This window comes from Lentibacillus salicampi (genome assembly GCF_004565465.1).
Classification (GTDB): domain Bacteria; phylum Bacillota; class Bacilli; order Bacillales; family Amphibacillaceae; genus Lentibacillus; species Lentibacillus salicampi.
The window spans coordinates 19,095-42,966 of record NZ_SRHY01000028.1 but is presented as its reverse complement, the minus strand read 5'-3'; the positions used below and the strand labels follow the sequence as shown (position 1 = coordinate 42,966).

41 protein-coding genes and 1 other RNA gene are annotated in these 23,872 nt (G+C 41.3%); 40 read left to right on the top strand and 2 right to left on the bottom strand.

What is annotated here, in order from left to right; translation table 11 throughout:
• The first annotated feature begins 152 nt into the window (after positions 1–152).
• From E4U82_RS13975 to ssrA, 5 genes are all read left to right on the top strand, one after another.
• Positions 153–1,091: a metal ABC transporter substrate-binding protein gene (locus E4U82_RS13975; protein WP_135110788.1), complete on the top strand. Its 939-nt coding sequence runs from the start codon at positions 153–155 to the stop codon at positions 1,089–1,091.
• 267 nt (positions 1,092–1,358) lie between these two features.
• Complete coding sequence (gene zupT, locus E4U82_RS13970) at positions 1,359–2,168, top strand: zinc transporter ZupT (RefSeq protein WP_135110787.1); 810 nt, start codon at positions 1,359–1,361, stop codon at positions 2,166–2,168.
• A 191-nt stretch (positions 2,169–2,359) separates the two neighbouring features.
• On the top strand, positions 2,360–2,827 hold the full coding sequence (smpB, locus tag E4U82_RS13965) for an SsrA-binding protein SmpB (RefSeq protein WP_135110786.1): 468 nt from the start codon (positions 2,360–2,362) through the stop codon (positions 2,825–2,827).
• A 131-nt stretch (positions 2,828–2,958) separates the two neighbouring features.
• Positions 2,959–5,004, top strand: coding sequence for a catalase (locus tag E4U82_RS13960; RefSeq protein ID WP_135110785.1), 2,046 nt, complete (start codon positions 2,959–2,961; stop codon positions 5,002–5,004).
• Between the two features lie 199 nt (positions 5,005–5,203).
• Positions 5,204–5,569: a transfer-messenger RNA gene (gene ssrA, locus E4U82_RS13955) on the top strand.
• Positions 5,570–5,631: 62 nt separating this feature from the next.
• Here the strand turns inward: ssrA and E4U82_RS13950 are convergent.
• Both E4U82_RS13950 and E4U82_RS13945 read right to left on the bottom strand, forming a co-directional pair.
• Positions 5,632–6,702: a site-specific integrase gene (locus E4U82_RS13950; protein WP_135110784.1), complete on the bottom strand. Its 1,071-nt coding sequence runs from the start codon at positions 6,700–6,702 to the stop codon at positions 5,632–5,634.
• 64 nt (positions 6,703–6,766) lie between these two features.
• Entirely contained in the window at positions 6,767–7,414 is a 648-nt protein-coding gene (locus tag E4U82_RS13945) for a LexA family protein (protein ID WP_245183591.1), read from the bottom strand.
• Positions 7,415–7,573: 159 nt separating this feature from the next.
• On the opposite strand from E4U82_RS13945, the gene E4U82_RS13940 reads away from it, so the two are divergent.
• The 35 genes from E4U82_RS13940 to E4U82_RS13785 all read left to right on the top strand — a co-directional run bounded on the left by E4U82_RS13940 (position 7,574) and on the right by E4U82_RS13785 (position 23,852).
• The gene (locus E4U82_RS13940) at positions 7,574–7,816 is read left to right on the top strand and encodes a helix-turn-helix domain-containing protein (protein ID WP_135110783.1); all 243 of its coding nucleotides are present in this window, start codon (positions 7,574–7,576) and stop codon (positions 7,814–7,816) included.
• 192 nt (positions 7,817–8,008) lie between these two features.
• Positions 8,009–8,764 (top strand): BRO-N domain-containing protein, encoded by a 756-nt coding sequence (locus E4U82_RS13935; protein ID WP_135110782.1) that lies wholly within the window; start codon positions 8,009–8,011, stop codon positions 8,762–8,764.
• The gene (locus E4U82_RS13930; protein WP_135110781.1) at positions 8,765–8,959 is read left to right on the top strand and encodes a hypothetical protein; all 195 of its coding nucleotides are present in this window, start codon (positions 8,765–8,767) and stop codon (positions 8,957–8,959) included.
• Complete coding sequence (locus E4U82_RS13925) at positions 8,952–9,167, top strand: helix-turn-helix transcriptional regulator (protein ID WP_135110780.1); 216 nt, start codon at positions 8,952–8,954, stop codon at positions 9,165–9,167. The genes E4U82_RS13930 and E4U82_RS13925 overlap by 8 nt, the downstream gene beginning before the upstream one ends.
• The gene (locus E4U82_RS13920) at positions 9,168–9,386 is read left to right on the top strand and encodes a hypothetical protein (RefSeq protein WP_135110779.1); all 219 of its coding nucleotides are present in this window, start codon (positions 9,168–9,170) and stop codon (positions 9,384–9,386) included. It begins immediately after the preceding gene.
• A complete protein-coding gene (locus E4U82_RS13915; protein WP_135110778.1) occupies positions 9,383–9,631 on the top strand; it encodes a hypothetical protein in 249 nt (82 codons plus the stop codon). Before E4U82_RS13920 ends, E4U82_RS13915 begins: the two co-directional genes overlap by 4 nt.
• 514 nt (positions 9,632–10,145) lie before the next feature.
• Complete coding sequence (locus E4U82_RS19970; RefSeq protein ID WP_167751429.1) at positions 10,146–10,313, top strand: hypothetical protein; 168 nt, start codon at positions 10,146–10,148, stop codon at positions 10,311–10,313.
• A 2-nt stretch (positions 10,314–10,315) separates the two neighbouring features.
• Positions 10,316–10,873 carry a host-nuclease inhibitor Gam family protein gene (locus E4U82_RS13905; protein WP_135110777.1) on the top strand — a complete coding sequence of 186 codons (558 nt, stop codon included), beginning with the start codon at positions 10,316–10,318 and terminating at the stop codon, positions 10,871–10,873.
• Entirely contained in the window at positions 10,866–11,492 is a 627-nt protein-coding gene (locus tag E4U82_RS13900) for an ERF family protein (RefSeq protein ID WP_135110776.1), read from the top strand. The genes E4U82_RS13905 and E4U82_RS13900 overlap by 8 nt, the downstream gene beginning before the upstream one ends.
• Before the next feature lie 302 nt (positions 11,493–11,794).
• Complete coding sequence (locus tag E4U82_RS13895; RefSeq protein ID WP_135110775.1) at positions 11,795–12,178, top strand: hypothetical protein; 384 nt, start codon at positions 11,795–11,797, stop codon at positions 12,176–12,178.
• A gap of 247 nt (positions 12,179–12,425) precedes the next feature.
• A complete protein-coding gene (locus E4U82_RS13890) occupies positions 12,426–13,094 on the top strand; it encodes a replication protein (protein WP_135110774.1) in 669 nt (222 codons plus the stop codon).
• Positions 13,091–13,351: a replicative helicase loader/inhibitor gene (locus tag E4U82_RS13885; protein ID WP_135110773.1), complete on the top strand. Its 261-nt coding sequence runs from the start codon at positions 13,091–13,093 to the stop codon at positions 13,349–13,351. Before E4U82_RS13890 ends, E4U82_RS13885 begins: the two co-directional genes overlap by 4 nt.
• On the top strand, positions 13,348–14,592 hold the full coding sequence (locus tag E4U82_RS13880; RefSeq protein ID WP_135110772.1) for a replicative DNA helicase: 1,245 nt from the start codon (positions 13,348–13,350) through the stop codon (positions 14,590–14,592). The genes E4U82_RS13885 and E4U82_RS13880 overlap by 4 nt, the downstream gene beginning before the upstream one ends.
• Positions 14,593–14,674: 82 nt before the next feature.
• Positions 14,675–15,007: a hypothetical protein gene (locus tag E4U82_RS13875; protein ID WP_135110771.1), complete on the top strand. Its 333-nt coding sequence runs from the start codon at positions 14,675–14,677 to the stop codon at positions 15,005–15,007.
• Positions 15,000–15,443, top strand: coding sequence for a single-stranded DNA-binding protein (gene ssb / locus E4U82_RS13870; protein ID WP_135110770.1), 444 nt, complete (start codon positions 15,000–15,002; stop codon positions 15,441–15,443). Before E4U82_RS13875 ends, ssb begins: the two co-directional genes overlap by 8 nt.
• A 13-nt stretch (positions 15,444–15,456) precedes the next feature.
• Complete coding sequence (locus E4U82_RS13865; RefSeq protein ID WP_135110769.1) at positions 15,457–15,750, top strand: hypothetical protein; 294 nt, start codon at positions 15,457–15,459, stop codon at positions 15,748–15,750.
• Positions 15,740–16,009, top strand: coding sequence for a hypothetical protein (locus tag E4U82_RS13860; RefSeq protein WP_135110768.1), 270 nt, complete (start codon positions 15,740–15,742; stop codon positions 16,007–16,009). The genes E4U82_RS13865 and E4U82_RS13860 overlap by 11 nt, the downstream gene beginning before the upstream one ends.
• A gap of 117 nt (positions 16,010–16,126) precedes the next feature.
• Positions 16,127–16,312 carry a hypothetical protein gene (locus E4U82_RS13855; RefSeq protein WP_135110767.1) on the top strand — a complete coding sequence of 62 codons (186 nt, stop codon included), beginning with the start codon at positions 16,127–16,129 and terminating at the stop codon, positions 16,310–16,312.
• A 5-nt stretch (positions 16,313–16,317) separates the two neighbouring features.
• Positions 16,318–16,515, top strand: a complete 198-nt coding sequence (locus E4U82_RS13850; protein WP_135110766.1) for a hypothetical protein — start codon at positions 16,318–16,320, stop codon at positions 16,513–16,515.
• 39 nt (positions 16,516–16,554) lie between these two features.
• Positions 16,555–16,755, top strand: a complete 201-nt coding sequence (locus E4U82_RS13845) for a hypothetical protein (protein WP_135110765.1) — start codon at positions 16,555–16,557, stop codon at positions 16,753–16,755.
• Complete coding sequence (locus tag E4U82_RS13840) at positions 16,752–17,327, top strand: hypothetical protein (protein WP_135110764.1); 576 nt, start codon at positions 16,752–16,754, stop codon at positions 17,325–17,327. The genes E4U82_RS13845 and E4U82_RS13840 overlap by 4 nt, the downstream gene beginning before the upstream one ends.
• On the top strand, positions 17,320–17,640 hold the full coding sequence (locus E4U82_RS13835) for a hypothetical protein (protein WP_135110763.1): 321 nt from the start codon (positions 17,320–17,322) through the stop codon (positions 17,638–17,640). Before E4U82_RS13840 ends, E4U82_RS13835 begins: the two co-directional genes overlap by 8 nt.
• Entirely contained in the window at positions 17,637–18,017 is a 381-nt protein-coding gene (locus tag E4U82_RS13830) for a hypothetical protein (RefSeq protein WP_135110762.1), read from the top strand. Before E4U82_RS13835 ends, E4U82_RS13830 begins: the two co-directional genes overlap by 4 nt.
• Positions 18,018–18,103: 86 nt before the next feature.
• A complete protein-coding gene (locus E4U82_RS19965) occupies positions 18,104–18,253 on the top strand; it encodes a hypothetical protein (RefSeq protein ID WP_167751428.1) in 150 nt (49 codons plus the stop codon).
• Between the two features lie 89 nt (positions 18,254–18,342).
• On the top strand, positions 18,343–18,555 hold the full coding sequence (locus tag E4U82_RS13825) for a hypothetical protein (protein ID WP_135110761.1): 213 nt from the start codon (positions 18,343–18,345) through the stop codon (positions 18,553–18,555).
• Positions 18,552–18,713 (top strand): hypothetical protein, encoded by a 162-nt coding sequence (locus E4U82_RS19960; RefSeq protein WP_167751427.1) that lies wholly within the window; start codon positions 18,552–18,554, stop codon positions 18,711–18,713. The genes E4U82_RS13825 and E4U82_RS19960 overlap by 4 nt, the downstream gene beginning before the upstream one ends.
• A 53-nt stretch (positions 18,714–18,766) precedes the next feature.
• Positions 18,767–20,992 carry an AAA family ATPase gene (locus E4U82_RS13820; RefSeq protein ID WP_245183592.1) on the top strand — a complete coding sequence of 742 codons (2,226 nt, stop codon included), beginning with the start codon at positions 18,767–18,769 and terminating at the stop codon, positions 20,990–20,992.
• Positions 20,993–21,337: 345 nt separating this feature from the next.
• Positions 21,338–21,511, top strand: a complete 174-nt coding sequence (locus E4U82_RS19955) for a hypothetical protein (protein WP_167751426.1) — start codon at positions 21,338–21,340, stop codon at positions 21,509–21,511.
• The gene (locus E4U82_RS13815; protein ID WP_135110760.1) at positions 21,508–21,861 is read left to right on the top strand and encodes a nucleoside triphosphate pyrophosphohydrolase family protein; all 354 of its coding nucleotides are present in this window, start codon (positions 21,508–21,510) and stop codon (positions 21,859–21,861) included. Before E4U82_RS19955 ends, E4U82_RS13815 begins: the two co-directional genes overlap by 4 nt.
• A gap of 13 nt (positions 21,862–21,874) precedes the next feature.
• Positions 21,875–22,249 carry a RusA family crossover junction endodeoxyribonuclease gene (locus E4U82_RS13810; protein ID WP_245183590.1) on the top strand — a complete coding sequence of 125 codons (375 nt, stop codon included), beginning with the start codon at positions 21,875–21,877 and terminating at the stop codon, positions 22,247–22,249.
• Between the two features lie 3 nt (positions 22,250–22,252).
• A complete protein-coding gene (locus tag E4U82_RS13805) occupies positions 22,253–22,477 on the top strand; it encodes a hypothetical protein (RefSeq protein ID WP_135110758.1) in 225 nt (74 codons plus the stop codon).
• Positions 22,478–22,906, top strand: coding sequence for a transcriptional regulator (locus E4U82_RS13800; RefSeq protein WP_135110757.1), 429 nt, complete (start codon positions 22,478–22,480; stop codon positions 22,904–22,906). It begins immediately after the preceding gene.
• A complete protein-coding gene (locus E4U82_RS13795) occupies positions 22,897–23,130 on the top strand; it encodes a hypothetical protein (RefSeq protein WP_135110756.1) in 234 nt (77 codons plus the stop codon). The genes E4U82_RS13800 and E4U82_RS13795 overlap by 10 nt, the downstream gene beginning before the upstream one ends.
• A 121-nt stretch (positions 23,131–23,251) precedes the next feature.
• Positions 23,252–23,524: a hypothetical protein gene (locus E4U82_RS13790; RefSeq protein WP_135110755.1), complete on the top strand. Its 273-nt coding sequence runs from the start codon at positions 23,252–23,254 to the stop codon at positions 23,522–23,524.
• Positions 23,508–23,852, top strand: a complete 345-nt coding sequence (locus E4U82_RS13785; protein ID WP_135110754.1) for an HNH endonuclease signature motif containing protein — start codon at positions 23,508–23,510, stop codon at positions 23,850–23,852. The genes E4U82_RS13790 and E4U82_RS13785 overlap by 17 nt, the downstream gene beginning before the upstream one ends.
• Positions 23,853–23,872: the final 20 nt, after the last annotated feature.

Here is a 23,872-nt window from a genome sequence, read left to right as displayed (position 1 = left end):
AAATTAACTATACCAAATGTTGAGGTGTTTTTTCATGTTTAAACGTAATGTCAAACTCCTATTTTAAATTCTACAAGCACTTGCATGTTTTAAGCTAACTACGATTTTGTTGGTGCGAAAGTTGAGTTATTAATAATGAGGGGGCGAAATATATGAGGAAAATACTATTTATTACGTTATTTATTATGTTTACAGGTCTGGCAGGCTGCTCAGGAGACAATCAAGCTAACGGTGACGCTGAAGGCGGAGAAGGAAGCTTGGATATTGTAACAACTTATTCAGTTGTTTATGATATTGTCAAAAATGTGGCCGGCGAGCATGCTGATGTACAGAATCTTGCACCAATCGGATCCGATCCGCACCAGTATGATCCGCTGCCTGAGGATGTTCAGGTAGTGACAGATGCGGATGCCGTGTTCTATAACGGGTTGAATTTGGAGGCGGGCAATTCATGGTTTGAAAAAATGATCCAGACGGCTGGTAAAGACGGTGAAGATGCTCCTGTCTTCCCTATTAGTGAAGGGGTGGAACCGAAGTTACTTCAATCCGGTGGTCACAAAGGAGAGGAAGATCCACACGCATGGCTGGACGTCCAGAACGGTATCACGTATGCCAAAAATGCACGGGATGCTTTAATAAAAATTGACCCGGATCATAAGGAAGCCTATCAGGAAAATGCTGCTGCATATATTGATAAGCTTGAAGAATTAGACGAAAAAATCAAACAGAAAGTAGCCGAAGTCCCGGAAGATAAACGATACTTAATAACCAGTGAAGGTGCGTTCAAGTATTTTTCCGCAGCGTATGGTTTTGAGGCAGCCTATATTTGGGAAATTAACGATGAAAATGAAGGAACACCGGATCAAATTAAATCAGTTGTGGATTTGATTGACGAAAAAGATGTGCCCGCATTATTTGTGGAAACAAGTGTCGATCCGCGCAGTATGGAAACCGTATCGGATGAAACCGGGGTTCCCATTGCCGGAGAAATCTTTACCGATTCATTGGGAAAACCTGGCCAGGAAGGGGATACGTATATTAAAATGCTGGAGTGGAACGCGGATATGATTGCTGAAGGGTTAACAAACTAAGCTTTTCAGCTAATAAGCTCGCTAATTCTGAATCAATTGGAGAGTACCCTGTCGGGGAACTGCGTTAAAAGTGAACAAAGTAAAAAGCAGAAAATAGGATAAACAAATAAGACGATGGTGGAGTTTAAGAGCACCACCATCGTCTTATTTGTTTTTTGGAATCATCTGTTACGTTTTGGGCTTTGTTGGAATATAATAAAATGATTGGCAGAAAAATTTACCTGAGTAATTATGATTAATATGAACAACAAAGAAGGTGGATCAACCATGTCACATGATGTGCTGCTGGCATTTCTGTTTACATTACTTGCCGGCCTGGCAACCGGTATCGGCAGTGTGCTGGCTTTCTTTGCCAAAACTACCAATACAAAGTTTTTATCATTTGCACTCGGCTTTTCAGCAGGTGTCATGATTTATGTATCGATGATCGATATATTCCCTAAAGCCCAGGATGCATTAACAGGTGCTATGGGTGAGGAAGGTGGAAGCTGGACGACGGTCGCCGGTTTTTTCGGCGGGATTTTGCTGATCGCTATTATCGACCGCTTTATCCCCAAGCAATCCAATCCGCATGAGCTGAAGTCAGTTGAAGACATGGACAAAAACGGTTCGGTAATAAATGATCCTGCCTTGCTGCGAATGGGCACGTTTGCAGCTTTGGCGATTGGGATTCACAATTTTCCTGAGGGCATTGCTACATTCATGTCAACGCTTCAGGATCCGGCTTTGGGCATCGCCATTACATTCGCCATCGCCATTCATAACATCCCTGAAGGTATTGCTGTCTCTGTCCCGATTTATTATTCGACGGGCGATAAGGGCAAAGCTTTTCGCTGGTCATTCTTATCGGGGCTTGCTGAGCCTGTCGGAGCACTGGTGGGTTTTTTCGTATTGATGCCATTTCTCAATGACATCATGTTTGGCGTCATTTTTGCAGCAGTCGCCGGCATTATGGTTTTCATTTCGCTTGATGAACTCTTGCCGGCTGCCCGGAAGTATGATGAGGCACATGTATCGATTTACGGTGTGGTTGGCGGTATGGCTGTTATGGCTCTCAGTTTGCTGCTGTTTATATGAAATTGTCTTTCGTTCAAAAATTGCCTGGGATTCTTTAAATACCTCAGGCTTTTTTGAAACGATGGAATGATACAAGTGTCACGGCGGTTAGTTGGAAGGACTGAGGAAAGGAAGATGACCTCATTGCCAATTGGCATAAGGGTTTTTTTTTGGTAAAATAAGTACCATGGAAGTAGTAGGAGGGCGCACGTATGCCAAAAGGAACTGGAAAGACACTTGCACAAAATAAAAAAGCACGGCATGATTTTTTTATAGAAGAAACGTATGAGGCCGGGATTGTACTGCGGGGAACGGAAATTAAGTCAATTCGCGCTGGCCGTATCAATTTAAAGGATTCACACGCACGGATTGATCACCGTGGTGAAATGCAACTTGTTAATATGCATATTGCGCCGTATGAACAGGGAAACCAATTTAACCACGACCCGACGCGTTCACGCAAGCTGCTGCTGCACCGGAAAGAGATTGATAAATTGGTCGGTTTGATTCAACAGAAAGGTTACTCACTTGTGCCACTTAAGGTTTACATTAAAAATGGCGTGGCCAAAGCGCTGATTGGTGTTGGCAGAGGGAAAAAGAAATATGATAAACGCGAAGATCTAAAACGGAAGCAAATGAAACGTGATGCGGATCGTGCCGTTAAAGAAAGCATGCGGTAGTTATGAATCTTCATTATTTTAACAACAAAATAGTTCTTTAAACTGTCTCCTTGTTTAATGTTTGGAAGTATTACCTGCCGGGAATTGGCTAAAAAGGTAATTGAGCATTAAACAAGGAGGATTTTTAAGTCATGAGCGATAAGCGCAACAATAACGGCAACAGTAAAGACGAACAGCTGGAACAGTTTCGGAGTGATGAACGCGATAAGCACATGACAACAAATCAAGGGCTGAAGGTTTCGGAAGATGAGTTTTCCCTGAAAGTAGGGGAGCGCGGCCCCACCCTTATGGAAGACTTCCATTTTCGAGAAAAAATGACCCACTTTGATCATGAACGGATTCCGGAAAGAGTTGTTCATGCTAGGGGATATGGCGCTCATGGTGAATTTGAACTATATAAATCGATGGAGCCTTATACAAAGGCTGGATTTCTACAGGAACCAGGCTCTAAAGTTCCGGTATTTGTCCGGTTCTCCACTGTAGCTGGTTCTAAGGGATCTCCGGATATCCCACGGGATGTGCGGGGGTTTGCAACGAAATTTTATACAGAAGAAGGAAACTTTGATCTGGTCGGTAATAATATGCCGGTGTTTTTCATCCAGGACGGAATCAAGTTTCCTGACCTGATCCATGCAGTTAAACCGGAACCTGATACCGGTTATCCGCAAGCAGCATCAGCACACGATACGTTCTGGGATTTCATAGCAAACAATCAGGAGTCAGCACATATGATGATGTGGCTGATGTCGGATCGGGCTATTCCAAGAAATCTGCGGATGATAGAAGGTTTTGGTGTTCATACATTCCGGTTTGTTAATGCAGAGGGAAAATCCCATTTCGTGAAGTTCCATTGGAAACCAACGCTTGGTGTTCATTCTACAGTGTGGGACGAAGCTCAGAAAATAAATGGTAAAAATCCTGACTTTAACCGGCAGGACTTGCATGAATCGATCAAAAACGGTGATTATCCAGAGTGGGAACTCGGCGTGCAGGTTGTTCCGGAAGAAGATGAATTTAAATTTGATTTTGATGTGCTTGATCCAACCAAAATCTGGCCTGAAGAAGACGTGCCAGTAGAAATCATTGGAAAAATGACTTTGAATCGGAACGTTGATAACGTATTTGCTGAAACGGAGCAAGTGGCTTTCCATCCGGGACATGTTGTTCCAGGGATCGACTTTACCAATGATCCGTTGTTACAGGGCAGATTGTTTTCTTACACGGATACGCAATTGATACGTCTTGGCGGACCCAACTTTCATGAACTGCCGATCAATCGGTCGGTTTGTCCGTTTCATAACAATCAGCGTGATGGTTATGGCAGACAAACCATCAATGTTGGGAACACCAGCTACCACAAAAACTCCCTGTCTGATAACCACCCAAGACCGGCATCAGAAGAAGAAGGTGGCTATGTTCATTATCAGGAAAAGGTAGAAGGCCGAAAAATTCAAGCCAGAAGTGAAAGCTTTAAGGACCACTTTTCACAAGCTGCCTTATTCTGGAATAGTATGAGCGAACCGGAGAAAGTTCATATAAAAGAAGCGTTTAGCTTTGAACTTGGTATGGTTCATGACAAGGATATCAGACAGCAGGTTGTGGACATGATTACGAACATTGATCTAAAACTCGCCAAAGAAGTCGCAGAAAATGTTGGTGTGACAGCCCCGGTAGAGGGCGGGTCCAATGTTAAGAAATCATCCCCTGCGCTCAGTCAGGAGAATACATCACACAAGCCAGATACCTTAAAAGTTGGCGTTGTGCTTGACCAAGGTTTTGAAGGAAAATCAGTTCAACAAGTCGTGGATGGATTGAAAGAACAAAATACGCATCCGGTGGTTATCAGTACGACACTTGGTAAAGTGAAAGGATCAGATAATTCTGATCTCGAAGCGGAAGCCACTTTTGACACTGGTGATCCTGTTCTGTTTGACGCCCTGTATGTAGCTGGGGGCCCTGATATGGACAACGCATTTAAACGTAACGTTAGTTATATGGTACATGAGATGTTCAAGCATTATAAACCGATCGGCGCAACCGGTGATGGCCAAAAGATACTAGAGAGTGTGAATGTAACAGGAGAAGCTGGTGTTGTCCAGAACGATATTACAGACAGCTTTTTAACTTCATTCATTGAAGCTGTTGCTGCCCATCGGCATTGGGATCGTCAGGTTTAAAGTGAAATGGAGCAGCTGTTAGATGCAGCTGTTCTATTTTTGTCCAGGAAATTATAGGAAAGGACTGATACACAGCAGAAGCAGGGTAGGCGCGATCAACGCTTGACTTTCAGGCTGTTTTTGTTATAATTATAATTGTCGTAATGACAACTAAATGAATATTGCTCGTCTATCCGAGCGTATTCTCCATTATTTCTATGGGGACGTTACGGATTCGACAGGGATAGATTGAGCTCAGACTGCGCGTCGAGGTTACGGCTCGTAAAACGTTACTCGCTAAATATAAACGGCGAAAAAGAACAAACTCCTGCTTTAGCAGCTGCCTAAGCACTGCCTAGAGCGATCCTTCCTGCTATCGCCCGTGTGGCAGATTGAAGGGTCTCAAATCAAGCGGGCTATTCCGTTATCCACCGTCTGAGGATGATGGCAGAAACTAATCAGACTAGCTGCCGGTAAGCCTGTTGGCAGGCTGAACGGTATGCGAATGATAATATGTCAACTATGCGTGTAGATGTCTGAGTGGCGATATCTCTGGACGTGGGTTCGATTCCCACCGTCTCCACTTAATACTTACAAACACTGATACGACAGTATTTATAAATTCGTGGTAACAACAGTGGGAACATTTCATTTAAAATCGACAATATCTGCTTTCTTAAAATCATCTTCCATTTGGGAGATGATTTCTTTTTCTGTGGAAGGGTAAAGATGAGAATAGGTATTTAATGTGACAGCCACATCTTTATGTCCTAACCGTTTGGCAACCAATGATGCTATTGTGCCTTTATTGATTAAATAGGATGCATGGCTGTGCCGAAAATCATGTATGCGGATCCGTTTCACGTCAGATGCTTTTATATACTTCTCAAAGTACCGATCCAACGATGTAGTGGATATGTGTTTATAAAATTCCCCGAATACCGCATACCCATTTTTTGTTTTACGCCGTAATTTTAATTCAGCAAGCAGATTCATTACGTACTGTGGCATTAATAATTGCCGTTTCGATGATGATGTTTTGGGCGATGTGATATTCCGATTATAGGCGGTCTTGTCCACATTGATCATATTGTCGCTAAAATCAATATCGTTCCAGGTTAAAGCCAGCGCTTCACCTTTACGCATGCCCGAATAATACATTGTCATAAAGAACGCATAGTACAATTCACTATCCACACAGGACATAAACTGTTTAAATTCATCCAACGTCCAATAATTGATATGCTTTTCTTCCTCTATATCCACATTACCAGCAAGTCGGGCGGGATTTTCTGTAGTGTACTGCATCCGGGCGGCATAATTGAATACAGCAGACAGCACTTGATGTATTTTTTTTACATGACTGACCGCCGAACGATCAATTAATTCGTTTTGGTAATTTATAATATCACTGGATCCGATTTTCTTTAGTTTGGTGCTGCCGAAATGTGGAATCAAGTGCGTGTCTATGATGCTTTTCGTTTTATTGTATGATGATTCCTTCCGGCGACGCTTGTACCATTCAAGATATTCGTTCGCCGTTTCATCAAAGGCGTAGTTACCATATTCCCTCACACCTTTATCTGCATCATTTAATACTTGTGCTTCTGCTATCTTGGCAGCTTTTTTCGTTTTAAATCCCCTGCGCTTTACCTGCTTACCGTTTATCCTGGTCACAAAATAATATGTGCCGCGTTTTTTATCCTTGTAGATAGCCATGTTTCCTCCTATAAAAGAAGGGCGGTAGCTAACCGCCCAATTGATTAAGTTATTACGTAATAATTTAATTCTGCTCGACAATGTAAATGACGACCTTACCGTGTATCTTTAAATCCGAGTTGCTGACGTTTGTAATATAGTCTGTAAATCGGATATCGTCAGAATCTGGACGGAACACCATTTTGTCATCTTGTTTGTAAAAACGTTTGACCGAATATTCGTGTTCGTAGCTGAATACCACAATGTCACTGTTGTTTAGGTTTTCTAAATCAATAGGTTTAACAGCTATTAGTGACTGATCGGGTATGACATTGTTCATGGATTGCCCGTTTATCCGCATTAGATAAACGTCATCGTGTCCTGCCCACTTACCCATGATGCTATCCGGTATGTCGATATGTTCCACATCATTATCCGTTATGCCGGATACGTTTTCAGGTAGTCCGGCTGCAACGTTGGTGGGCAGGAATGGGTAGGTGGATGATGAAACGGAAATAGCTTTTTTCTTTTCTTCTGTTAAATCTGAACGGGATACGTTAAAATAGTCAGCCATTTGTTGTACCTTATCCACCCGCGGATACGTTTTTGCTTTAATCCAGTTAGAAACCGTCATTTCTGGATAATTTAATTTGTTCGCTAAATCTGTTTGAGTTATACCATTTCTATCTAAGTAATATTGAAGATTTTTAGCGAAAATTTCTTTTGGATTCATGTTATCACCTCACTTTCTACTACTATAATACCGTTTTTCGGTAACTTTTGCAAGGGATAAATATACCGTAAAAGGATAAAAGTTTTTCTTAAAATCTATTGACACTACTTTTTAAAGTTAGTATACTTGGTTCAGACATCGACAGAGAGGAGGAAAAAAATGATTCAAATATCACTGGCGGCGGCTAGGGTAAATGCTGGTTACAAGCAAGATGAAGCCGCTGTAAAAATAGGCGTAACGCCCAAAACATTACGCGGATACGAACAAAACAAAGTTATCATCCCTAGTACAACGTTAAGAAAAGCCGCAAAACTATATGGAATTCCATCTGACATGATACGGCTTCCTGTTATTGAAGATGGTGAATACGATGAAAATTTTTTAAACAGTAGTACCGTTTAAAGGTATTATGATAAAAAAAGAGAACCATCACCCTCACATTTGAATATCTGAACGAGCAAAAGAGTACGCCATGCAGTCCAGTTTCGGATGAAGCGACCAGTCGGATAACAATATTTCAATAAAAATACGACTACCGCCAAGACTTCGGATAATCAAATGTGGGGCGGTGATGGGAGAGAGGGAGGAAATTAAATGAGTTTAACATTAGCTGTTAATGAAGTGTTTGAAGGTAATGAGGTTGAAATTTACTGGAATGAACAGAACGAACCAGTAATGACCATTGAACAGTTATCAAAATCATTAGGTTATTCCGATCGAAGTGGAGTGGATAAGATTGTTCAGCGGAACTCTTATCTTGACGACAACGAATTTTCAGTAGCGGACAAATTGTCCTCAACTGATGGGAAGAAATACGAAACCCGGATTTTCAATGAAGATGGAATTTATGAAGTCACTATGCTTTCTTCTAAGCCAAAAGCTAAAGAGTTTAGATCATTCGTCCGAAAAACATTGAAAGCATTACGCAAGGGCGAAATACAAGCTGTTCAACCACAATCAGATTATGACAAGTTACAAATTGAAAAGATGAAAGCCGAAGCAAGGTTAATGAACGCTCGAACACGTCAAGCAAAATTAGTTCTTGATATGCAGAAAAATAAAACTTTATCACCAGTAGCGGTTGAATTATTGCAAGTGAATGCCTTGGAGACATTGACTGATAACCAGACGGATTACAGACCGCAAACGGAAAAGACATACAGCGCTACAGAAATCGGAAAAGAGTTAGGGGTTACACCTAATAAAATCGGTAGAATAGCAAACGCAAATGGTCTGAAAACAGATGAATATGGAATTGAGGTCTTAGACAAATCGCGTCATAGCCATAAGCAAGTACCTTCTTTCCGTTACAACGAAACAGGTAAACAAAAAATCAAGGAGCTGATATAAATGTTATACATTAAAAAATCAACCGATGATGTAGAAATGAAAATGGATTTATATGAGGATGAGATTTTTTCTTCCTGCCCAATATGCGGGAAAGAACACGAGGTCCAACCAGATGAACTGGCGCACATTATTCAATCAGGAGATGATTTTTCGGGGACGAGTATTTTTTGTAACGGGTGCTTGTACCATGACTAAAAACGTCAACTTATACGTTGCCAGACGCGAACGCGACATGCACCAAAAAGAAATCGCAAAAATGATCGGCATGCACCCGCAGACATACCACGAGAAAGAGCGGGGCAAGAAGGATTTTACAATATCCGAAGCAAAAATGCTCGCGCAAATATTCGATTGTACGTTAAACGATTTATTCATGGAAGATAAATTAAAGGAGTTGAGTTAAATGACCGATTTACAACAATTCCAAAACCGTTATTTTGACATTTTGCAAAGCAATGAACCCATGCGCACAAACCGTCTTGTCAATCTCATGACCGACATGGAGCAAGTTTATGAAATACCAATACTGAAAAGAGCCGAGTTCGAGCGGGCCAATCCGGAAGTGATGCATCTTTATCGGCTGGTAAGTAAGAGTCGTAATTTAGAGGAGGTAACCAAATGACTGAATCAGAAGAAAACCGCTACTTTATGTACAGTTTAACGGAAGCATTAGGGCTTTATATGGAAGGTGAATACAAAAAAGCTGCACTCCATTTGGAAAATGCGATCAAGTCAGCGAATGAACTTCACGCACAGCAAAAAGAGCAGGAGCAGATTAATGAAGCAAAGCGGATTTTAGAAAGCATTAATCCGACATTAGACGCTAATGCCATTGTCGAGAAGTACAAGGATAGCGGCTATGTTTGACCCCGATAAGTTTTTCCCGTTTGTCGCATTGGTGAGTTGGGCAATTGTGATTTTTAGTATTTAAGGGAGTTGATGAAAATAACAGCCAAATCACATCTAAGAGGTCATCCGATAGAATACCTAAACGATGAATGGGTTTACTGTGACACGAAGGAGACAACCGTAGAAACTCACAAAGAAAGGCCATGCGGCTATTGCGGCGAACACGCGACAAAAGAAGGGCACGACGCATGTTTAGGTACCCTACCGGGAGTCATGAATGCGTGTTGCGGACATGGCCGATTAAATGAAGCATATGTGCAACTTTGGGACGGTTTCTGTATTCGAGGGAAAGATGCCGTTGTCTTCTCGGACATTCTAAAGAAATGGAGGTGATTAATTGTACACGGAACATGATTTTTACATGAATCTATCAGGCGCTTTAATAATAGCTGTAGCAGTTTGGGGACTGCTGATGTAAAGCGCCCTAGTAAAAATAAACTTACTATAAGTGTACCATACTGGAGCGGATATTATGAACAAATATATAAACATTTACGAACGGGAACGAAAAAGGATTAAAGATATTGACAAAGCCTTTGTTATCGCATCCTCGCATGTTGCGGCAGACGGGACGATTGATGACTTGCGTGACTTACATTTTTATCATATGGAAAACCAATTAAATGAGATGGGGGTATAAAAATGAGCAAAATTCAAGCACAAGCTAGTTTGCAAGAATATCTGGAGAAGCAGGAACAAACGGAAAAAGAAGCGTTTACGGTGGACACGGATGAAAAAGCAAATTGGGCACTAAGGAAAATTGCACAGTACGAGGAACAGAAAAAGGCCAACAATAAACTAGCAACTGATGAGATTGAAAAAATCGAAAACTGGAACAAAGAAGAAAATGAGAAGGCACAGCAATCCATTGATTACTTTCAAGGGTTATTGGCCCGGTACGCAATGACAAAACGTGAAAATGATCCAAAATTCAAGTCTCAAAAACTACCAAACGGGCGCATTCGATTCAAAAAGAAGCAGCCTAAATGGGAATATGACGACAATACTGTTATTCAGTCGCTCAAGGATGCAGGCATGACTGATTATATCAAAGTCAAAGAATCACCGAGCAAATCCGATATCAAAAAAGCGTTTGAGGTCATTGACGGACAAGTTGTCGATGCTGATACAGGTCAAATCATAGACGGTATCACGGTTGCTGAACAGAATGAAGAATTTGAGGTAAAAGTCGATGAATGAAAAGTCTCTTATCAAAAAACTGGCCCACGTTATGAAACAAGTACAATACATCGAGAAAAAAGGCTGGAACAGCTTCAACAAATATAAGTATGCCACTGAATCAGACGTACAGGAAAAAGTCAGAGAAGAACTAGCAGACCAAAACGTGATTATGCTTCCTGATGTCGTTGAACATTCGACACGTGAGCATATCAACCGAAAAAACCATACTGAATATATTGCAACAGTCAAGGTTAAATTTACGTTTTTTGACGGTGACAGCGGCGAAACGATAGAAATTCACAGCGCCGGAGAAGGTCAAGACGCTGGCGACAAAGCGGTGTACAAAGCTATAACAGGCGCACAGAAATACGCATTAATGAAAGCCTTTATGATACCAACTGGTGATGATCCAGAGGGTGACAATGGCGTTGATGAACGAAATAACCAACAACAAAAGAAACCGCAGAAGCAACCTTCTAAATCAGTCATTCAAGCGAAATTTAAAAAGGCTGGCGGTACAGATGAACAATTTAACGAATGGTTCGCTAAACAATCATCAGCTGGTGTTACCAATCAACAAATGGACGATTTGATGACTAAGAAGCTGAAAGAGGGCGGTAAAAATGCAAGTACCTAAGCCCAACTTCCCAAGACGAAAGCCAAAGCAAAAAGACCGCACACGAATAACACAGCGGGTGCGCAGAGAGGTAGAAAGACGGTCAGAAGGTAAATGTGAGCGGTGTGGTCGAACCCGCTCATATGCCTTCCAAATGGCTCATTTAGAGCAAGCCGGTCAATTAGGAAGTGGTGACGATCCAGCTAATATTGTTCTTTTATGTGGCCCAAGCACTAATTCTGGCACATGCCATTGGTTCGCGGATAGCACAGCGAAAGGGCGGCAATGGCGAATGAACAAACGGAAAGAGTTGGTGGCTTATTATGAGCAAACTTTCTGAACTATACGCACAAGCTGAACAATTAAACGAAGAAATACCAGCTGAACTGGCAAAGAAGATAAGAATTTATGCCGAGATCATGCAACATATTGGACGGCATCATGCAACAGCTGTTAATGATTACGGTCAATGTTATTCAGCCCGTAAATTGGCATATGCGCAAGCTATTCAAGATACAGAAGGAACGGGCATTGTTAAAGAATCGGCTGCAGAATTGGCCGCTTATCCTTATCGGTTAAAAGAATCAGAAGCGGAAGCAGACAAGGAACGCTGGCGCAATGCTAAGGATAGCACGGCCGAGATTATCAACGCTTTGAAGAAGCAATTAGATACGTTGATGCAGGAATACAATAATGCAGGAAATTAGCCGAGTAATATTGGCCAAAAGATTCTGGGATGAGTCAGCAGACAAGCAAGAACTTAAACAAAAAATCAGCAATTATATGTCTGTTGCTTACCCTGGCTATCGGGTGATTGAGATTGGTAAATATTATGCGATTTGTGAGATTGCGAGGTGATCAAATGTGCAAGGATATATTAAATTATACCGCAAAATGATGTGTTCCCCAATTTGGGAGGACCCTTATTATTTCAAGCTATGGATGTACTGTTTGATGAAAGCCTCACACAAAAAACGTGAACAAATTATTGGCAATCAAATGATCGAATTGGAAGAAGGGCAATTTATAACAGGACGTCAATCTTTATCGAATGATTTAAATCGGGGAGTTAAACCCAAATTACAACAAAGTGAAATAACTTGGTGGAGGTATTTAAACAATCTTGAAAAGTGGGGAATGTTGAACATCAAAAGAACAACTAAATATAGCATCATATCAATAATAAAGTGGTCTGATTACCAAGAAAGTGAACAACAGATGAACAACAAAAGAACAACAGATGAACAACAGATGAACACAAACAAGAATGTAGAGAATGTAGAGAATGTAGAGAATGTAAAGAAGTATAGTCGCAAATATATTTACGACGACACGCATCTTTCTATGGCTGAATCATTCTATAACAAGATATTGGAGAACAATCCTAATAATAAAAAGCCTAACTTTGAAAAGTGGGCCAATGAAATAAGGCTGATGATGGAAAGAGACGGCAGAAATGAAGAACAAATCACGTACTTGATGAATTGGGTGCAACAAGATGACTTTGAAATGTCTAACGTTATGTCGCCTGACAAATTGCGTAAACGATTCGATCAGCTGATCATGAAAGTTAAAAAACAAAAGTCAAAAACACCAAGCAAGGAGGACTTTGATCTGACATGAATAAAGAACAAGTTTATGAAGTGCTGGCTTTGATAAGCGACAATTATCACAGCTTTGATATAACGCAAAGAAAAATTGACAACTGGGCTAACTTGTTAAGTGACCAAAATCCAGCATCAGTTATGCAAAAAGCGGAACGTCATATATTAAATGAAAAGTTTCCGCCAACAATTGCGGAAATTCGTACTCCGGTTTTCAAAAAGTCTCACGATCAAATCGAACATGAAAAAATGCTGAAGGAAAACGGGCTGTTATGAATTATTTAGAACGTGAAATATTAGGGTGTTTCTTGAAGGACAATACCCTTGTCAAAGAAACGGTTATTCAAATAAATCAATTTCGAGACGAATCTAGCAAGCTGTTATTTCAGTCTATGCTTAAACTTGCGGAAGAAAACAAAGCAATAGATCAGGTCACGCTCTTGTCAGACAACTACGATTACATACAACAAATGGGCGGCCCTGACTTTATCACACAATTAGAAGCAACTGGCGATATTGAGAACTTTGAATCCTATGAACGTTCCTTTATTGATGACTATAAAAAGCGTGAATCGGAACGAATTGCAAAAGATTGGTTGGCGCGTGATTCAAACAATGATGAATTGATTTCAGAACTACAAAAGCTGGATGATGTCAATTTGGCTGAAGGGCAGGACAAGCAAGAAACACTAAAACAGCTAGCGGATGAACCGTACATGGAGATTGATCGAAACGGCGTTCCCACTGGATTAAAGGATTTAGATGGAATATTAGGCGGTTTCCGTAACCAGTCAAGCTATATCATGGGCGCGCGGCCGTCAACGGGTAAGACAGCGACAATGCTTAAATTTGCGCTGTCAGCATCAATGAATGGATATGTGCCTCTTATATTTTCGCTGGAAATGGGTGAAAAAAGCCTTGTTAGACGGTTGATAGCAACAGTGGGCAATATCAATTTGTTTCTTACAAGAAATCCTAACGATTTGATTGAAAGCAAAAAAGAAAGCTGGAAACAAGCTGTTAATGAATTGTATGCACTTGATTATGAGATTTATGACAAACCGATGCAGACAATTCCGAATATCCGGTCAGAGATAAGACGGGCCAAGCGCAAACATGAAGGTAAGCAAATAATTGTCTTTATTGACTATCTGACACTTATTCATAATCCGGGGAAATTTAACTCAGACCATGCCAAGGTGTCCGACATCAGCGCACGATTGAAAGCTATATCAAAAGAATATGATTGCCCGGTCGTCACATTGGCCCAATTATCGCGGGGCGTGGAACAAAGACAAGACAAGCGCCCGATGCTATCTGATTTGAGGGAATCCGGGAGTATTGAACAAGATGCAGACGCGGTTATGTTTCTTTACCGCGATAGTTATTACAACAAAGAGCAAGACGATAACGAATTAGAAATTATAGTCGCAAAGCACCGGGACGGACCAACCGGATCAGTCAATGTCTATTACAACAAAGCCACTGGGAAAATGGGTGATTTGACTGACTATTAAAGAACTCTTTGAACAATCCGGCCAGTATAAGGATTTACAAACATTAATCATGTTCTTGGTTTTTGAAAAGCAAGTATTAAATATGTCGGACGATGCACACGAACTGGATTTGTACTTCAAAGAAAAACACATCATCCGAATGAACAAAGAACTGGCAGCTTATAAAAAGAAGATGAATATCAAATATGACCCATACATCTATGAACTGAAAAATGGACAAAAATCGCTATATGTGTATGCGTTCAATGAAAAACAGGCGGTGTTCATTGCTTCACAGAATTTGTTTTATGCAGAAAAAGTCCGAACGTGCGATAAATCGGAATTGATGACTTTTAACGGCAGAGATATGACATTCAAGTCAATTATTCAAAATAAAAAAACACCACAAATTTTAGGAGGGTTTAATCATGATTAATAATGTAACGCTTGTAGGAAGGTTAACCGCCGATCCAGATTTGAGATACACCCAAAACGGAACAGCAGTAGCAAATTTTAGACTAGCGGTAAACAGGCCATTTACGAATCAAAACGGTGAAAACGAAGTGGATTTTATCAATTGCGTCGTATGGCGGCGGCCTGCTGAAAATCTAGCAAACTACATGAAAAAAGGGTCGCAAATCGGAATTACTGGCAGAATACAGACGCGCAATTACGAGAACAACGAAGGTCGGACGATTTATGTGACTGAAGTCGTCGCTGATAACGTGGCTTTCTTGGAATCGAAAAAGCAATCAAACAATCAATCTAGCAATCAATCAAATAGCCAACAGCAAACTGATAAAAGCAATACAGACCCATTCAAAGATAACGGCGAACCGATAGACATCTCAGATAGCGATCTACCGTTCTGATAGGAGGAATAACATGGGAAAAGCAAGCAGAGATAAAGGCCAAAGACGAGAACGTGAATTTGCTGACTTGATAGGGGGCTATCGTGTCCCCTTGTCAGGGGCGCAGGAGCATTACGGAAACGATGTGATAGGTATGGGTCTTGAATGGGAAGTGAAAGCCAAAAAAGACGGTTTCAAAACGATATATGACTATGTACTTGACGAAAGAGAACAGCCGGATGCAGTTGCATTAAAGGCAGACCGCAAACCGTGGCTTGTCGTGATGACACTAGAACAATTCCAGGAGTTGATGAACGGTGAATCTTGACCATTTACATTTAACAAAAGATAAATTTAGCGAAATGGCAAATATACAGGAACGAAAAGGCATCATGAAATATGGACAACCACTTGACCCATTAGATAATTATGATTGGCTTGAAATGGCGCAAGAGGAACAGACGGACGGTTATAAATATCTTGTTGCCGAGCAAGAAAAACGGAAATTCATTGCCAATAAAATACGCCGTCTGACGGATGACCCGGAAATAGATCATTGGTTGGACGTTCTTGAGGGCCGGGTATGAAAATCAAATTCAAAATATCCGAATACCGCAAAGCGGGATCGGCTGAAATTAATTTTGACGGGGGATTATCGGAATACTGGCAAGGGTTATTTAATTGGCAATTCAGGGAGTGGTGACATGAAGCACCTTGTTTACACAATAACGTTCCTGTTTTTAATCACGATAGGTTGGCAGACTTATGAGTTAATTTTATACGGTAAGTTAATGCCAAATCAACACGATACATGGTTAACGATATTTCTGTCCCTGTTTTGTGCAGAAGCTAGAATGCTGTTTGAAAGACATGAAAATCGAAAGCGGTGATAAGTGTGGATGATTTGAAGCGCGTTATCAAAAATCAAAAATCTATTAGTACGAGCAGGCTCAAAAAGTTGTTGCAAGATACGCTTTATACAGATATTACAAGTCTGAAAAAGCAAAATAGGAAACTTAAAAAGAAGGTCAAGCGGCAAAAGGAGGCTTTGAAGCGATATGAAAAAGCTAATCAATCTGATCAAAGCCATTAAAAATTATGATCCTGACAAATGGTATGAGGAGGATGGGAAATGAAAGGGGCAGTAACCAAACAAGAATTAATTAATTTTTATACCGACATCATGAACAAATATAAACAAAAATCAGCCAGAACACCGCAAGACGAGGAAGAGGCGGTTATGTTTGCGCATGAAGCAGCAGTCGATCAAACCATTGAAGAAATGGCCCGTGGTGTGGTTGAAAATTTGAAAAAGATGGAGGAATCGGAATGAGTGAAAAAGTGAAGGTTTCAGCAGAGCAAGCAGAAGCTATCGAGAAATACAAAAGAGATTTAGAGAAAAGCCATTGGCAACAACGCATGAATAAAATCAGAACAGAAGCGACATTTGAAAAATGCTTGTTAGGTATTCCTACACCTGACTTTTTGAGAGCATTATACTACGGCTATGAAGTCGAACCGGAGTTTAAGCGCGATGACCCAGTGATGGTGAAATGGAAGGGCGAAGACAAAGAAGAATTGTGGCACGTGATGAAGGCTTGGGATTCTATTGTAGAAATATATGACGAGTTAGGGAATTTTAGTACAGCTGGTTATAATATTGTCCGCCACGCCACGGAAACCGAAATAGCAGAAGGAAAAGAGCGTAGATGGTGGGCGAGACACGGACGTGGTGTGTGGAAGTTACAGAGGGGTGATGTTCTAGCTAAAGTAATTGATAACTTTCCCGTCATTGTTGTGTACGAAAGTGATTTTAATAAATTTGGGGCAGATGAACTAAGTCAAATGTATAAGGTCCTCTGCTTTGCCGAAAACCGCCTAGATAGGAGTGTAAATAATGAGTGAACAGCTGAAAGCAATTAAATGGAATTACGTGCATGGATATGATTTTAATCCAGGATCAGCAGAAGATCAATCGATTCAAGAGGATTTTGAATGGCTCATACAACAATCTGAACGCACCGAACAACTCGAATCCGAAAATGAACGGATGCGGGAGGTATTGAAAGACTTTGCAAACAACGGAACCAAGCATGACTTGAATCCTACTTTGGTCATGGACGGCAAAGAATACTTTCAATTATTGGATTACATTAAAAACATGGACGGTTATGTGAGGAACACGGCTAAGCAAGCCCTACGAGGTGATACCGATTGACTGTAAAAAGGCAAACCTATCACACGAGAGTAAGTAACGGCATGGACCCGGAACGAGCGGCCGCCATGCCGGTTCGCAGGCAGAACAAGGTTAAGGCGAAATATAAAAAAATAGCAGAACAAAACGGCATTAAATATCACACGTTGTACTATCGCATCAAGACGGGCATGGATCCGAAACTGGCCGCGACTTTACCGGTGCAGGAACAGGGGATCGTCAAGCATTACGAGCAAAAAGCAGCAGAAAACGGGATTAAACTTTCGACATTCCGGGCGCGGTATTACTCGTACGGGTACACGCTTGAAGAATCAGCGACTACTCCGCGCTACAGGAAACTGGATAGGAAGGTGGAGAGTCCGGATAATTCATGGTTTTAAGGCTCATGTGACGATTTTTAATCTATCATGACCTAAGATACCTGAAATAGATTTTTAAAGCACACAGAAAGGGTGAGTGGGCAAATATGATATCTGAAATGTACCGCAAACAGGACGGACAGACATTAAAAATTACTGGGCATTTATCAAAAGCAGAAATAAACAGTTTGAAACGCAACGGCTATAGGTTTGATAATCCGGACGAAAACAAGAACGGCATTAAATTAGCAAAATAAAGCGCGCCGTGGGCTAGAAATACATACATGACCTAAACTACCTATCTATTACAGATAAGCCCACAGTGGAAGCTGAGGAGGGAAATTGAATGACGAAACAGGAATTGATGGATTTTTATCAAGGCGAGTATGAAAAATACCTGAAATCTGGCAAGGCAAACGAAAGTGAATTAAAGAAAAATGTTGACGAAGAAATGGCATATCACATAATCGAAGCAGCAGAAAAAGATCTGATGATTGCATCAATGTGCAAGCAGTTTGTGGATCATTTAAATGAGTTGGAGGGTGGTTCTGACACATGAAAAAAGCTATTAATACAATTGTTCTGATTTGTCTATTTGTCTCAGGCGTCTACGTGGCTGCAAGGCTATTAAACTATGAAATTACCTTTATGGCATCCATGTTCAGCATGGGCGGTCTGGCTTACCTGTTAGCAAGTGAGGTGGCTGATCATGATTGATAAGAAGCGGACGGCCAAGCAATAAAGGTATAAAAATACAGAATCTAAAGCAGGTGAATCGTTTGAAACATAAATTGGACCTCATGACTTTGCTGGAATACATTGATCCTTCTTTTTTGGATTATCAGGAGTGGATAACCGTCGGTATGGCCTTAAAAGAGGAAGGGTACACAGCAAGTGATTGGGAGCAGTGGAGCAGACGGGATGGGCAGCGGTACCATCCGGGGGAATGTTTTAAGAAATGGACGACCTTTGAAGGGAACGGCATTACTGGTGCCACCATTACCCAGATGGCAAAAGATCATGGCTGGGAAACGCGCTCCAATGGAGAAGATCGTGAACTTGGATGGGATGATGAAATAACCGATGACGATTATGTCATTGTTGACAAAAATTGGGTAGAAGGTCAGGAAATCAGTGAGCCAACAACTTGGAATCCAGTTCGGGAGTTGACCACTTATTTAGAGACATTATTCGATTCATCGGACAATGTTGGCTATGTTGTTGAAACTTGGGAAAACGAGGACGGTAAACACTTACCCAAGAAAGGGAATTGGGATCGAACGGCAGGAGAATTGATCCAGGCATTAAACAAGTCAAACGGTGATATGGGATCCGTCCTTGGTGATTATAACCCGGAAGTAGGTGCATGGATTCGATTCAATCCGTTGGACGGTAACGGGGTTAAAAACGACAATGTCAGCGACTTTAAATATGCTCTTGTTGAATCAGATGAAATGGATTTAGAGAAGCAAAATGCTATTATGCGTGAGTTGGAGTTGCCGATTGCTGCCCTGGTCTATTCCGGGAAACGGAGTATCCATGCTATCGTCAAAATCGAAGCTGCAGATTATAGCGATTACCGGAAGCGTGTTGACTATCTCTATGATGTCTGTAAAAAGAATGGCCTGAAAATCGATAACCAAAACAGGAACCCATCCAGGTTATCCAGGATGCCTGGTGTCGAACGGAATGGCAAAAAACAATTTTTGATCGACACTGATATCGGCAAAGGAAGCTGGGAGGAATGGCACGAATGGATTGAGGCTATTAATGACGATTTGCCGGATCCGGAAAGCTTAACAGACTTTTGGGATGATATGCCGGATAAGGCACCACCATTAATAGAAGGGATGTTACGGCAAGGACATAAAATGCTTATGGCCGGGCCATCAAAAGCCGGGAAGTCATTTGCGCTGATCGAATTATCCATAGCCATTGCGGAAGGTCGGCGGTGGCTGGGTTGGAATTGTACAAAAGGAAAGGTTCTATACGTCAACTTAGAACTGGATAGGCCCAGTGCCTTGCATCGGTTTAAAGACGTATACAATGCGCTGGACTGGGAGCCTAGCAATCTATCCAATATAGACATTTGGAACTTGCGTGGAAAGTCGGTGCCAATGGATAAATTGGCTCCTAAGTTAATCAGACGCGCGGCCAAGAAGGATTATATTGCGGTCATCATTGATCCGATTTACAAGGTCCTAACAGGTGATGAAAACAGCGCAGATCAGATGGCTCACTTTACTAACCAATTTGACAAGGTGTGTACGGAATTGGGGTCCAGTGTTATCTATTGTCACCATCACTCAAAAGGCGTGCAGGGTGGTAAAAAGTCGATGGATCGTTCCAGTGGATCCGGCGTGTTTGCTAGGGATCCGGATGCATTGATCGATTTGATCGAATTGGAAATGACAGATGACTTGTTGAAACAGCAAGAAAATGCTGCAGCTACATCTATATACTCAAAAGCTATCGAACAAGCAAATTATGATTATTTTGACGAGCATGTAGGCATAGATGATCAGCAGAGTGTTTCGCAGATGAATTCTCACGCCAAGAAGTCATTACCGGCTGGTACATTGGAAAAAGTAGAGGCAGAAATCAACCAGGCTGTAAAAAGTGTTCGTGTGCGGTCTGCGTGGCGCGTAGAAGGTACATTACGAGAGTATCCGAAGTTCGATGCCATCAATATGTGGTTTCGATATCCTGTGCATCAAATCGACGACACAGGAATACTTAAAGACATTCAGCCAGAAAATGAACAGCCGGCTTGGAAAAAGAATTTCAGCAAGAAAAAAAGTTCAGCAGAAAAGAAAAAAGAGCAAAACGAATCGCTGGAAATGGCTTATGAGTCCTGCACGATAGACGGGGCTGTTACCCTGGATTCTCTATCAGAATTCATGGGTGTTACTCCAAAAACGGTAAGAAATAGAATCAAAAATCATGGTGGTTTTTGGATAACAGATGGAGAAGTTGGAAGGAAACCAGATAAATAGGGAAAGGAAAAAGTCGATAAATTTCCCTTTCCCTATGCAGGGAAAAAGTCGAAGGGAAACGTTTCACTAATGAGGGAAATTCTCGATAGTTTTCCTTTCCCTCATTAGGGAAATTCTCGGTGTTTTTCCTTCTTTCACTATCGAGGGAAAAACTCGGTAAAAATCGACTTTTTCACAGGGAAAGGAAAACCCTATACTACGTATAGGTAATTTCCCTTCCCTCAGAGGTCAGGGGGGTAAAAGTAGTCGTGCGTAAGCTATCGCACGACGACATACTTTCCCCTTTCCCTGACGAAGAAAAAATTCAATCAAAAATAAAAACGTAAAATTTTGGAAGGTGAAAATATGAATGCAAAACAATGGATTGATGTTACAGGTAAAATAAGTAAAGCATTTCCGGATGCGGTTATAAAAAAATGGGTGAGTCACGATAGCGTTGAAGAAATAGAATTGGAAGATCCGCAAGGTAACTATGTTGTAATTAAATACTATCCAGCTGGACGGGAGGGACTGGCATGAACTTCAGTGAATATCAGGAAATATCAAAACGAACAATGCCGGAAATAAAAGGTGATTTGGATTTAAAGTTAGCTAGATTTAATTATGCGCTTGGATTAAATACAGAATCTGGAGAAGCTGGCGACATGATTAAAAAGCATTTGGCTCATGGTCACGACATTAATATCGGGGAATTAGTCAAGGAAGCCGGAGACGTACTGCATTATCTGTCAGGGATTTGCTCATTGTACGGAATATCCTTTGGCGATGTAGCAGAAGCAAATATAATTAAGCTCCAAAATAGATATCCAAACGGTTTTTCCGAAGATGCTAGCCGCAACCGCAAAGAATATAGTGATAGTCATGACTGAATTCTTCATGCCAATGAAAAAAGTACCAACGACAACACACCAACAGAAGCAAGTCATGGTCCGTAACGGTAAGCCAGTCTTTTACGAACCAGAGGATTTGAAAACAGCTAGGTCTAAGTTATTGGCCCATCTTGGTAAGCATGTACCGGATAAGCAGTATACAGGACCAATAAGGCTTATGACAAAGTGGTGCTTTCCCATAACCGGTAAATATAAAGACGGCCAATATAAACATACACGTCCGGATACAGATAACCTCCAGAAGCTACTGAAGGATTGCATGACACATTGTGGCTATTGGAAAGATGATGCACTGGTGGTATCCGAGATTGTCGAAAAGTTCTGGGCTGATCTTCCGGGTATTTATATCAAAATTGAAGAGGTGTAGCTTATGGATTACGAGAAGTTTTTTGCTGACGTGATAACCTGGATCAATCAGACGAATCAACTCGCTGTCAAATATGGCATGGAAAGTAGTGACTTTTGGACATGGGTAACTCATTCGACGGGAGAGTTGGCAAACAAATATGATAATAATCCACTAGCAATAAAGCAAATGGTCATGCTGCATGAGTGGTTGGACGAGATATATTTTTCAAGCAAAGGGGACCAGTAAATGACTTTAACAATCAAATTGACCAAATCAACATTCAAGAAACTGGAATCCGAATGGTATAACTATCATCATACGTTAAAAGAGATTGCAAAACTACGAGAAGAAATTATGAATCCGTACCAACCGGAGGAAATAAACCATGAAGGTGGTCAGTCTAATTTGCCCAGTCAGCCAACTGAACGAATGGCGACAAGGCTAACTACCAGCAAACAGCTTAATTATCTGACTGAAATCGTGGATGCAATTGAGCGTGTATATAATGCACTTCCTGATGCTTATAAAAAAATGGCCCGTTTGCGCTATTGGAACAAAAACGGTAAGCTCAAATGGGAAGGTGTGGCGATCGAAACAGGAGTGAGTGAACGGCAGGCCAGAAGGTGGCGGAATGAGATTATTCAAGCGACTGGGGAGGTTTTGGGATGGCGGTAACAAAAGTTATGATAACTGACATATCAAGGCCGGCAACAAAACTATATGGAGACGGAAAGGTCTTGGATTTCACTATAACTGGATTTACTAAAATAGATTTTCTGTATATATTAAATGATTATGTTTTTGAAAGCAGCACAGAACTTTGCGTAACGGGTGAAGAAACTTTTATCAATTTGGAGAACAAAATAAAAGATATCATGAACAACCAAATGTCCGGATGATGTCCGTTTTTGCACCTAAAAACCATTTATTATGCTAGTGTAAGGAAAATGTATTTACTAAGGAACACCTGTTATCTAAGCGGGTGTTCTTTTTATAAAAACTATTAAGGAGCTGATGACCATGGCTGACAAACAGTTGAGCGAAGGTAAAAGCATCGGAGCATTAACGATTGATGTCGATTGTTCTGATGCACTTAAAGGACTCAAAGCAGTACAGCGAGAAGCAAGGGGAGCTACTGCTGCGTTGAAGGAGTTGGATGATGTTAAAAAACACACATGCCCTGAGTGCAAAACAATCACCTTAGAAATCGAAGCGTGGTGGTCAGATAAAGAAACACCACATGAGGTTAAGTGGTGCACCCACTGCGGATGGTCCAATGCCACACAAACCTAGGCGACCGTGTGCCGAACCCGGGTGCACTGTACTAACAGATGAGTCCTACTGCAATGAGCACCAGAAGAACTACCACAAAGATCATGACAGGTACCGCAAGACATCACACAAACGAGGTTATGATTGGAATTGGCGGAAGTACCGCCTGTCCTTTTTAGTACGGAATCCGCTATGCAAATACTGCGGTGACCGTGGCATGACTGTACCTGCTACCGAGGTAGACCATATCGTGCCGCATCGCGGAGACAGACAGTTATTTTGGGATGCATCCAACCATCAGGGACTATGCAAGTCATGTCACTCGATCAAGACAGCAAAAGAAAAATGATTAAGAAAAGCATTTTGTTT

Coding starts and splice junctions, on each gene's coding strand:
- ssb (WP_135110770.1), top strand. CDS start 15,000: ATGATTAATAATGTAACGCTTGTAGGAAGGTTAACCGCCGATCCAGAT.
- E4U82_RS13840 (WP_135110764.1), top strand. CDS start 16,752: ATGAGTGAAAAAGTGAAGGTTTCAGCAGAGCAAGCAGAAGCTATCGAG.
- E4U82_RS13905 (WP_135110777.1), top strand. CDS start 10,316: ATGAGCAAAATTCAAGCACAAGCTAGTTTGCAAGAATATCTGGAGAAG.
- E4U82_RS13930 (WP_135110781.1), top strand. CDS start 8,765: ATGTTATACATTAAAAAATCAACCGATGATGTAGAAATGAAAATGGAT.
- E4U82_RS13940 (WP_135110783.1), top strand. CDS start 7,574: ATGATTCAAATATCACTGGCGGCGGCTAGGGTAAATGCTGGTTACAAG.
- E4U82_RS13825 (WP_135110761.1), top strand. CDS start 18,343: ATGACGAAACAGGAATTGATGGATTTTTATCAAGGCGAGTATGAAAAA.
- E4U82_RS13855 (WP_135110767.1), top strand. CDS start 16,127: ATGAAGCACCTTGTTTACACAATAACGTTCCTGTTTTTAATCACGATA.
- E4U82_RS13805 (WP_135110758.1), top strand. CDS start 22,253: ATGGATTACGAGAAGTTTTTTGCTGACGTGATAACCTGGATCAATCAG.
- E4U82_RS13895 (WP_135110775.1), top strand. CDS start 11,795: ATGAGCAAACTTTCTGAACTATACGCACAAGCTGAACAATTAAACGAA.
- E4U82_RS19960 (WP_167751427.1), top strand. CDS start 18,552: ATGAAAAAAGCTATTAATACAATTGTTCTGATTTGTCTATTTGTCTCA.
- E4U82_RS13875 (WP_135110771.1), top strand. CDS start 14,675: ATGTCGGACGATGCACACGAACTGGATTTGTACTTCAAAGAAAAACAC.
- E4U82_RS13920 (WP_135110779.1), top strand. CDS start 9,168: ATGACCGATTTACAACAATTCCAAAACCGTTATTTTGACATTTTGCAA.
- E4U82_RS13865 (WP_135110769.1), top strand. CDS start 15,457: ATGGGAAAAGCAAGCAGAGATAAAGGCCAAAGACGAGAACGTGAATTT.
- E4U82_RS13815 (WP_135110760.1), top strand. CDS start 21,508: ATGAACTTCAGTGAATATCAGGAAATATCAAAACGAACAATGCCGGAA.
- E4U82_RS13950 (WP_135110784.1), bottom strand. CDS start 6,702: ATGGCTATCTACAAGGATAAAAAACGCGGCACATATTATTTTGTGACC.
- zupT (WP_135110787.1), top strand. CDS start 1,359: ATGTCACATGATGTGCTGCTGGCATTTCTGTTTACATTACTTGCCGGC.
- E4U82_RS13960 (WP_135110785.1), top strand. CDS start 2,959: ATGAGCGATAAGCGCAACAATAACGGCAACAGTAAAGACGAACAGCTG.
- E4U82_RS13915 (WP_135110778.1), top strand. CDS start 9,383: ATGACTGAATCAGAAGAAAACCGCTACTTTATGTACAGTTTAACGGAA.
- E4U82_RS13880 (WP_135110772.1), top strand. CDS start 13,348: ATGAATTATTTAGAACGTGAAATATTAGGGTGTTTCTTGAAGGACAAT.
- E4U82_RS13810 (WP_245183590.1), top strand. CDS start 21,875: ATGAAAAAAGTACCAACGACAACACACCAACAGAAGCAAGTCATGGTC.
- E4U82_RS13845 (WP_135110765.1), top strand. CDS start 16,555: ATGAAAGGGGCAGTAACCAAACAAGAATTAATTAATTTTTATACCGAC.
- E4U82_RS13790 (WP_135110755.1), top strand. CDS start 23,252: ATGGCTGACAAACAGTTGAGCGAAGGTAAAAGCATCGGAGCATTAACG.
- E4U82_RS13945 (WP_245183591.1), bottom strand. CDS start 7,414: ATGAATCCAAAAGAAATTTTCGCTAAAAATCTTCAATATTACTTAGAT.
- E4U82_RS13885 (WP_135110773.1), top strand. CDS start 13,091: ATGAATAAAGAACAAGTTTATGAAGTGCTGGCTTTGATAAGCGACAAT.
- E4U82_RS19955 (WP_167751426.1), top strand. CDS start 21,338: ATGAATGCAAAACAATGGATTGATGTTACAGGTAAAATAAGTAAAGCA.
- E4U82_RS13835 (WP_135110763.1), top strand. CDS start 17,320: ATGAGTGAACAGCTGAAAGCAATTAAATGGAATTACGTGCATGGATAT.
- E4U82_RS13935 (WP_135110782.1), top strand. CDS start 8,009: ATGAGTTTAACATTAGCTGTTAATGAAGTGTTTGAAGGTAATGAGGTT.
- E4U82_RS19965 (WP_167751428.1), top strand. CDS start 18,104: ATGATATCTGAAATGTACCGCAAACAGGACGGACAGACATTAAAAATT.
- E4U82_RS13925 (WP_135110780.1), top strand. CDS start 8,952: ATGACTAAAAACGTCAACTTATACGTTGCCAGACGCGAACGCGACATG.
- E4U82_RS19970 (WP_167751429.1), top strand. CDS start 10,146: ATGAACAAATATATAAACATTTACGAACGGGAACGAAAAAGGATTAAA.
- E4U82_RS13890 (WP_135110774.1), top strand. CDS start 12,426: ATGAAAGCCTCACACAAAAAACGTGAACAAATTATTGGCAATCAAATG.
- E4U82_RS13785 (WP_135110754.1), top strand. CDS start 23,508: ATGCCACACAAACCTAGGCGACCGTGTGCCGAACCCGGGTGCACTGTA.
- smpB (WP_135110786.1), top strand. CDS start 2,360: ATGCCAAAAGGAACTGGAAAGACACTTGCACAAAATAAAAAAGCACGG.
- E4U82_RS13900 (WP_135110776.1), top strand. CDS start 10,866: ATGAATGAAAAGTCTCTTATCAAAAAACTGGCCCACGTTATGAAACAA.
- E4U82_RS13975 (WP_135110788.1), top strand. CDS start 153: ATGAGGAAAATACTATTTATTACGTTATTTATTATGTTTACAGGTCTG.
- E4U82_RS13795 (WP_135110756.1), top strand. CDS start 22,897: ATGGCGGTAACAAAAGTTATGATAACTGACATATCAAGGCCGGCAACA.
- E4U82_RS13800 (WP_135110757.1), top strand. CDS start 22,478: ATGACTTTAACAATCAAATTGACCAAATCAACATTCAAGAAACTGGAA.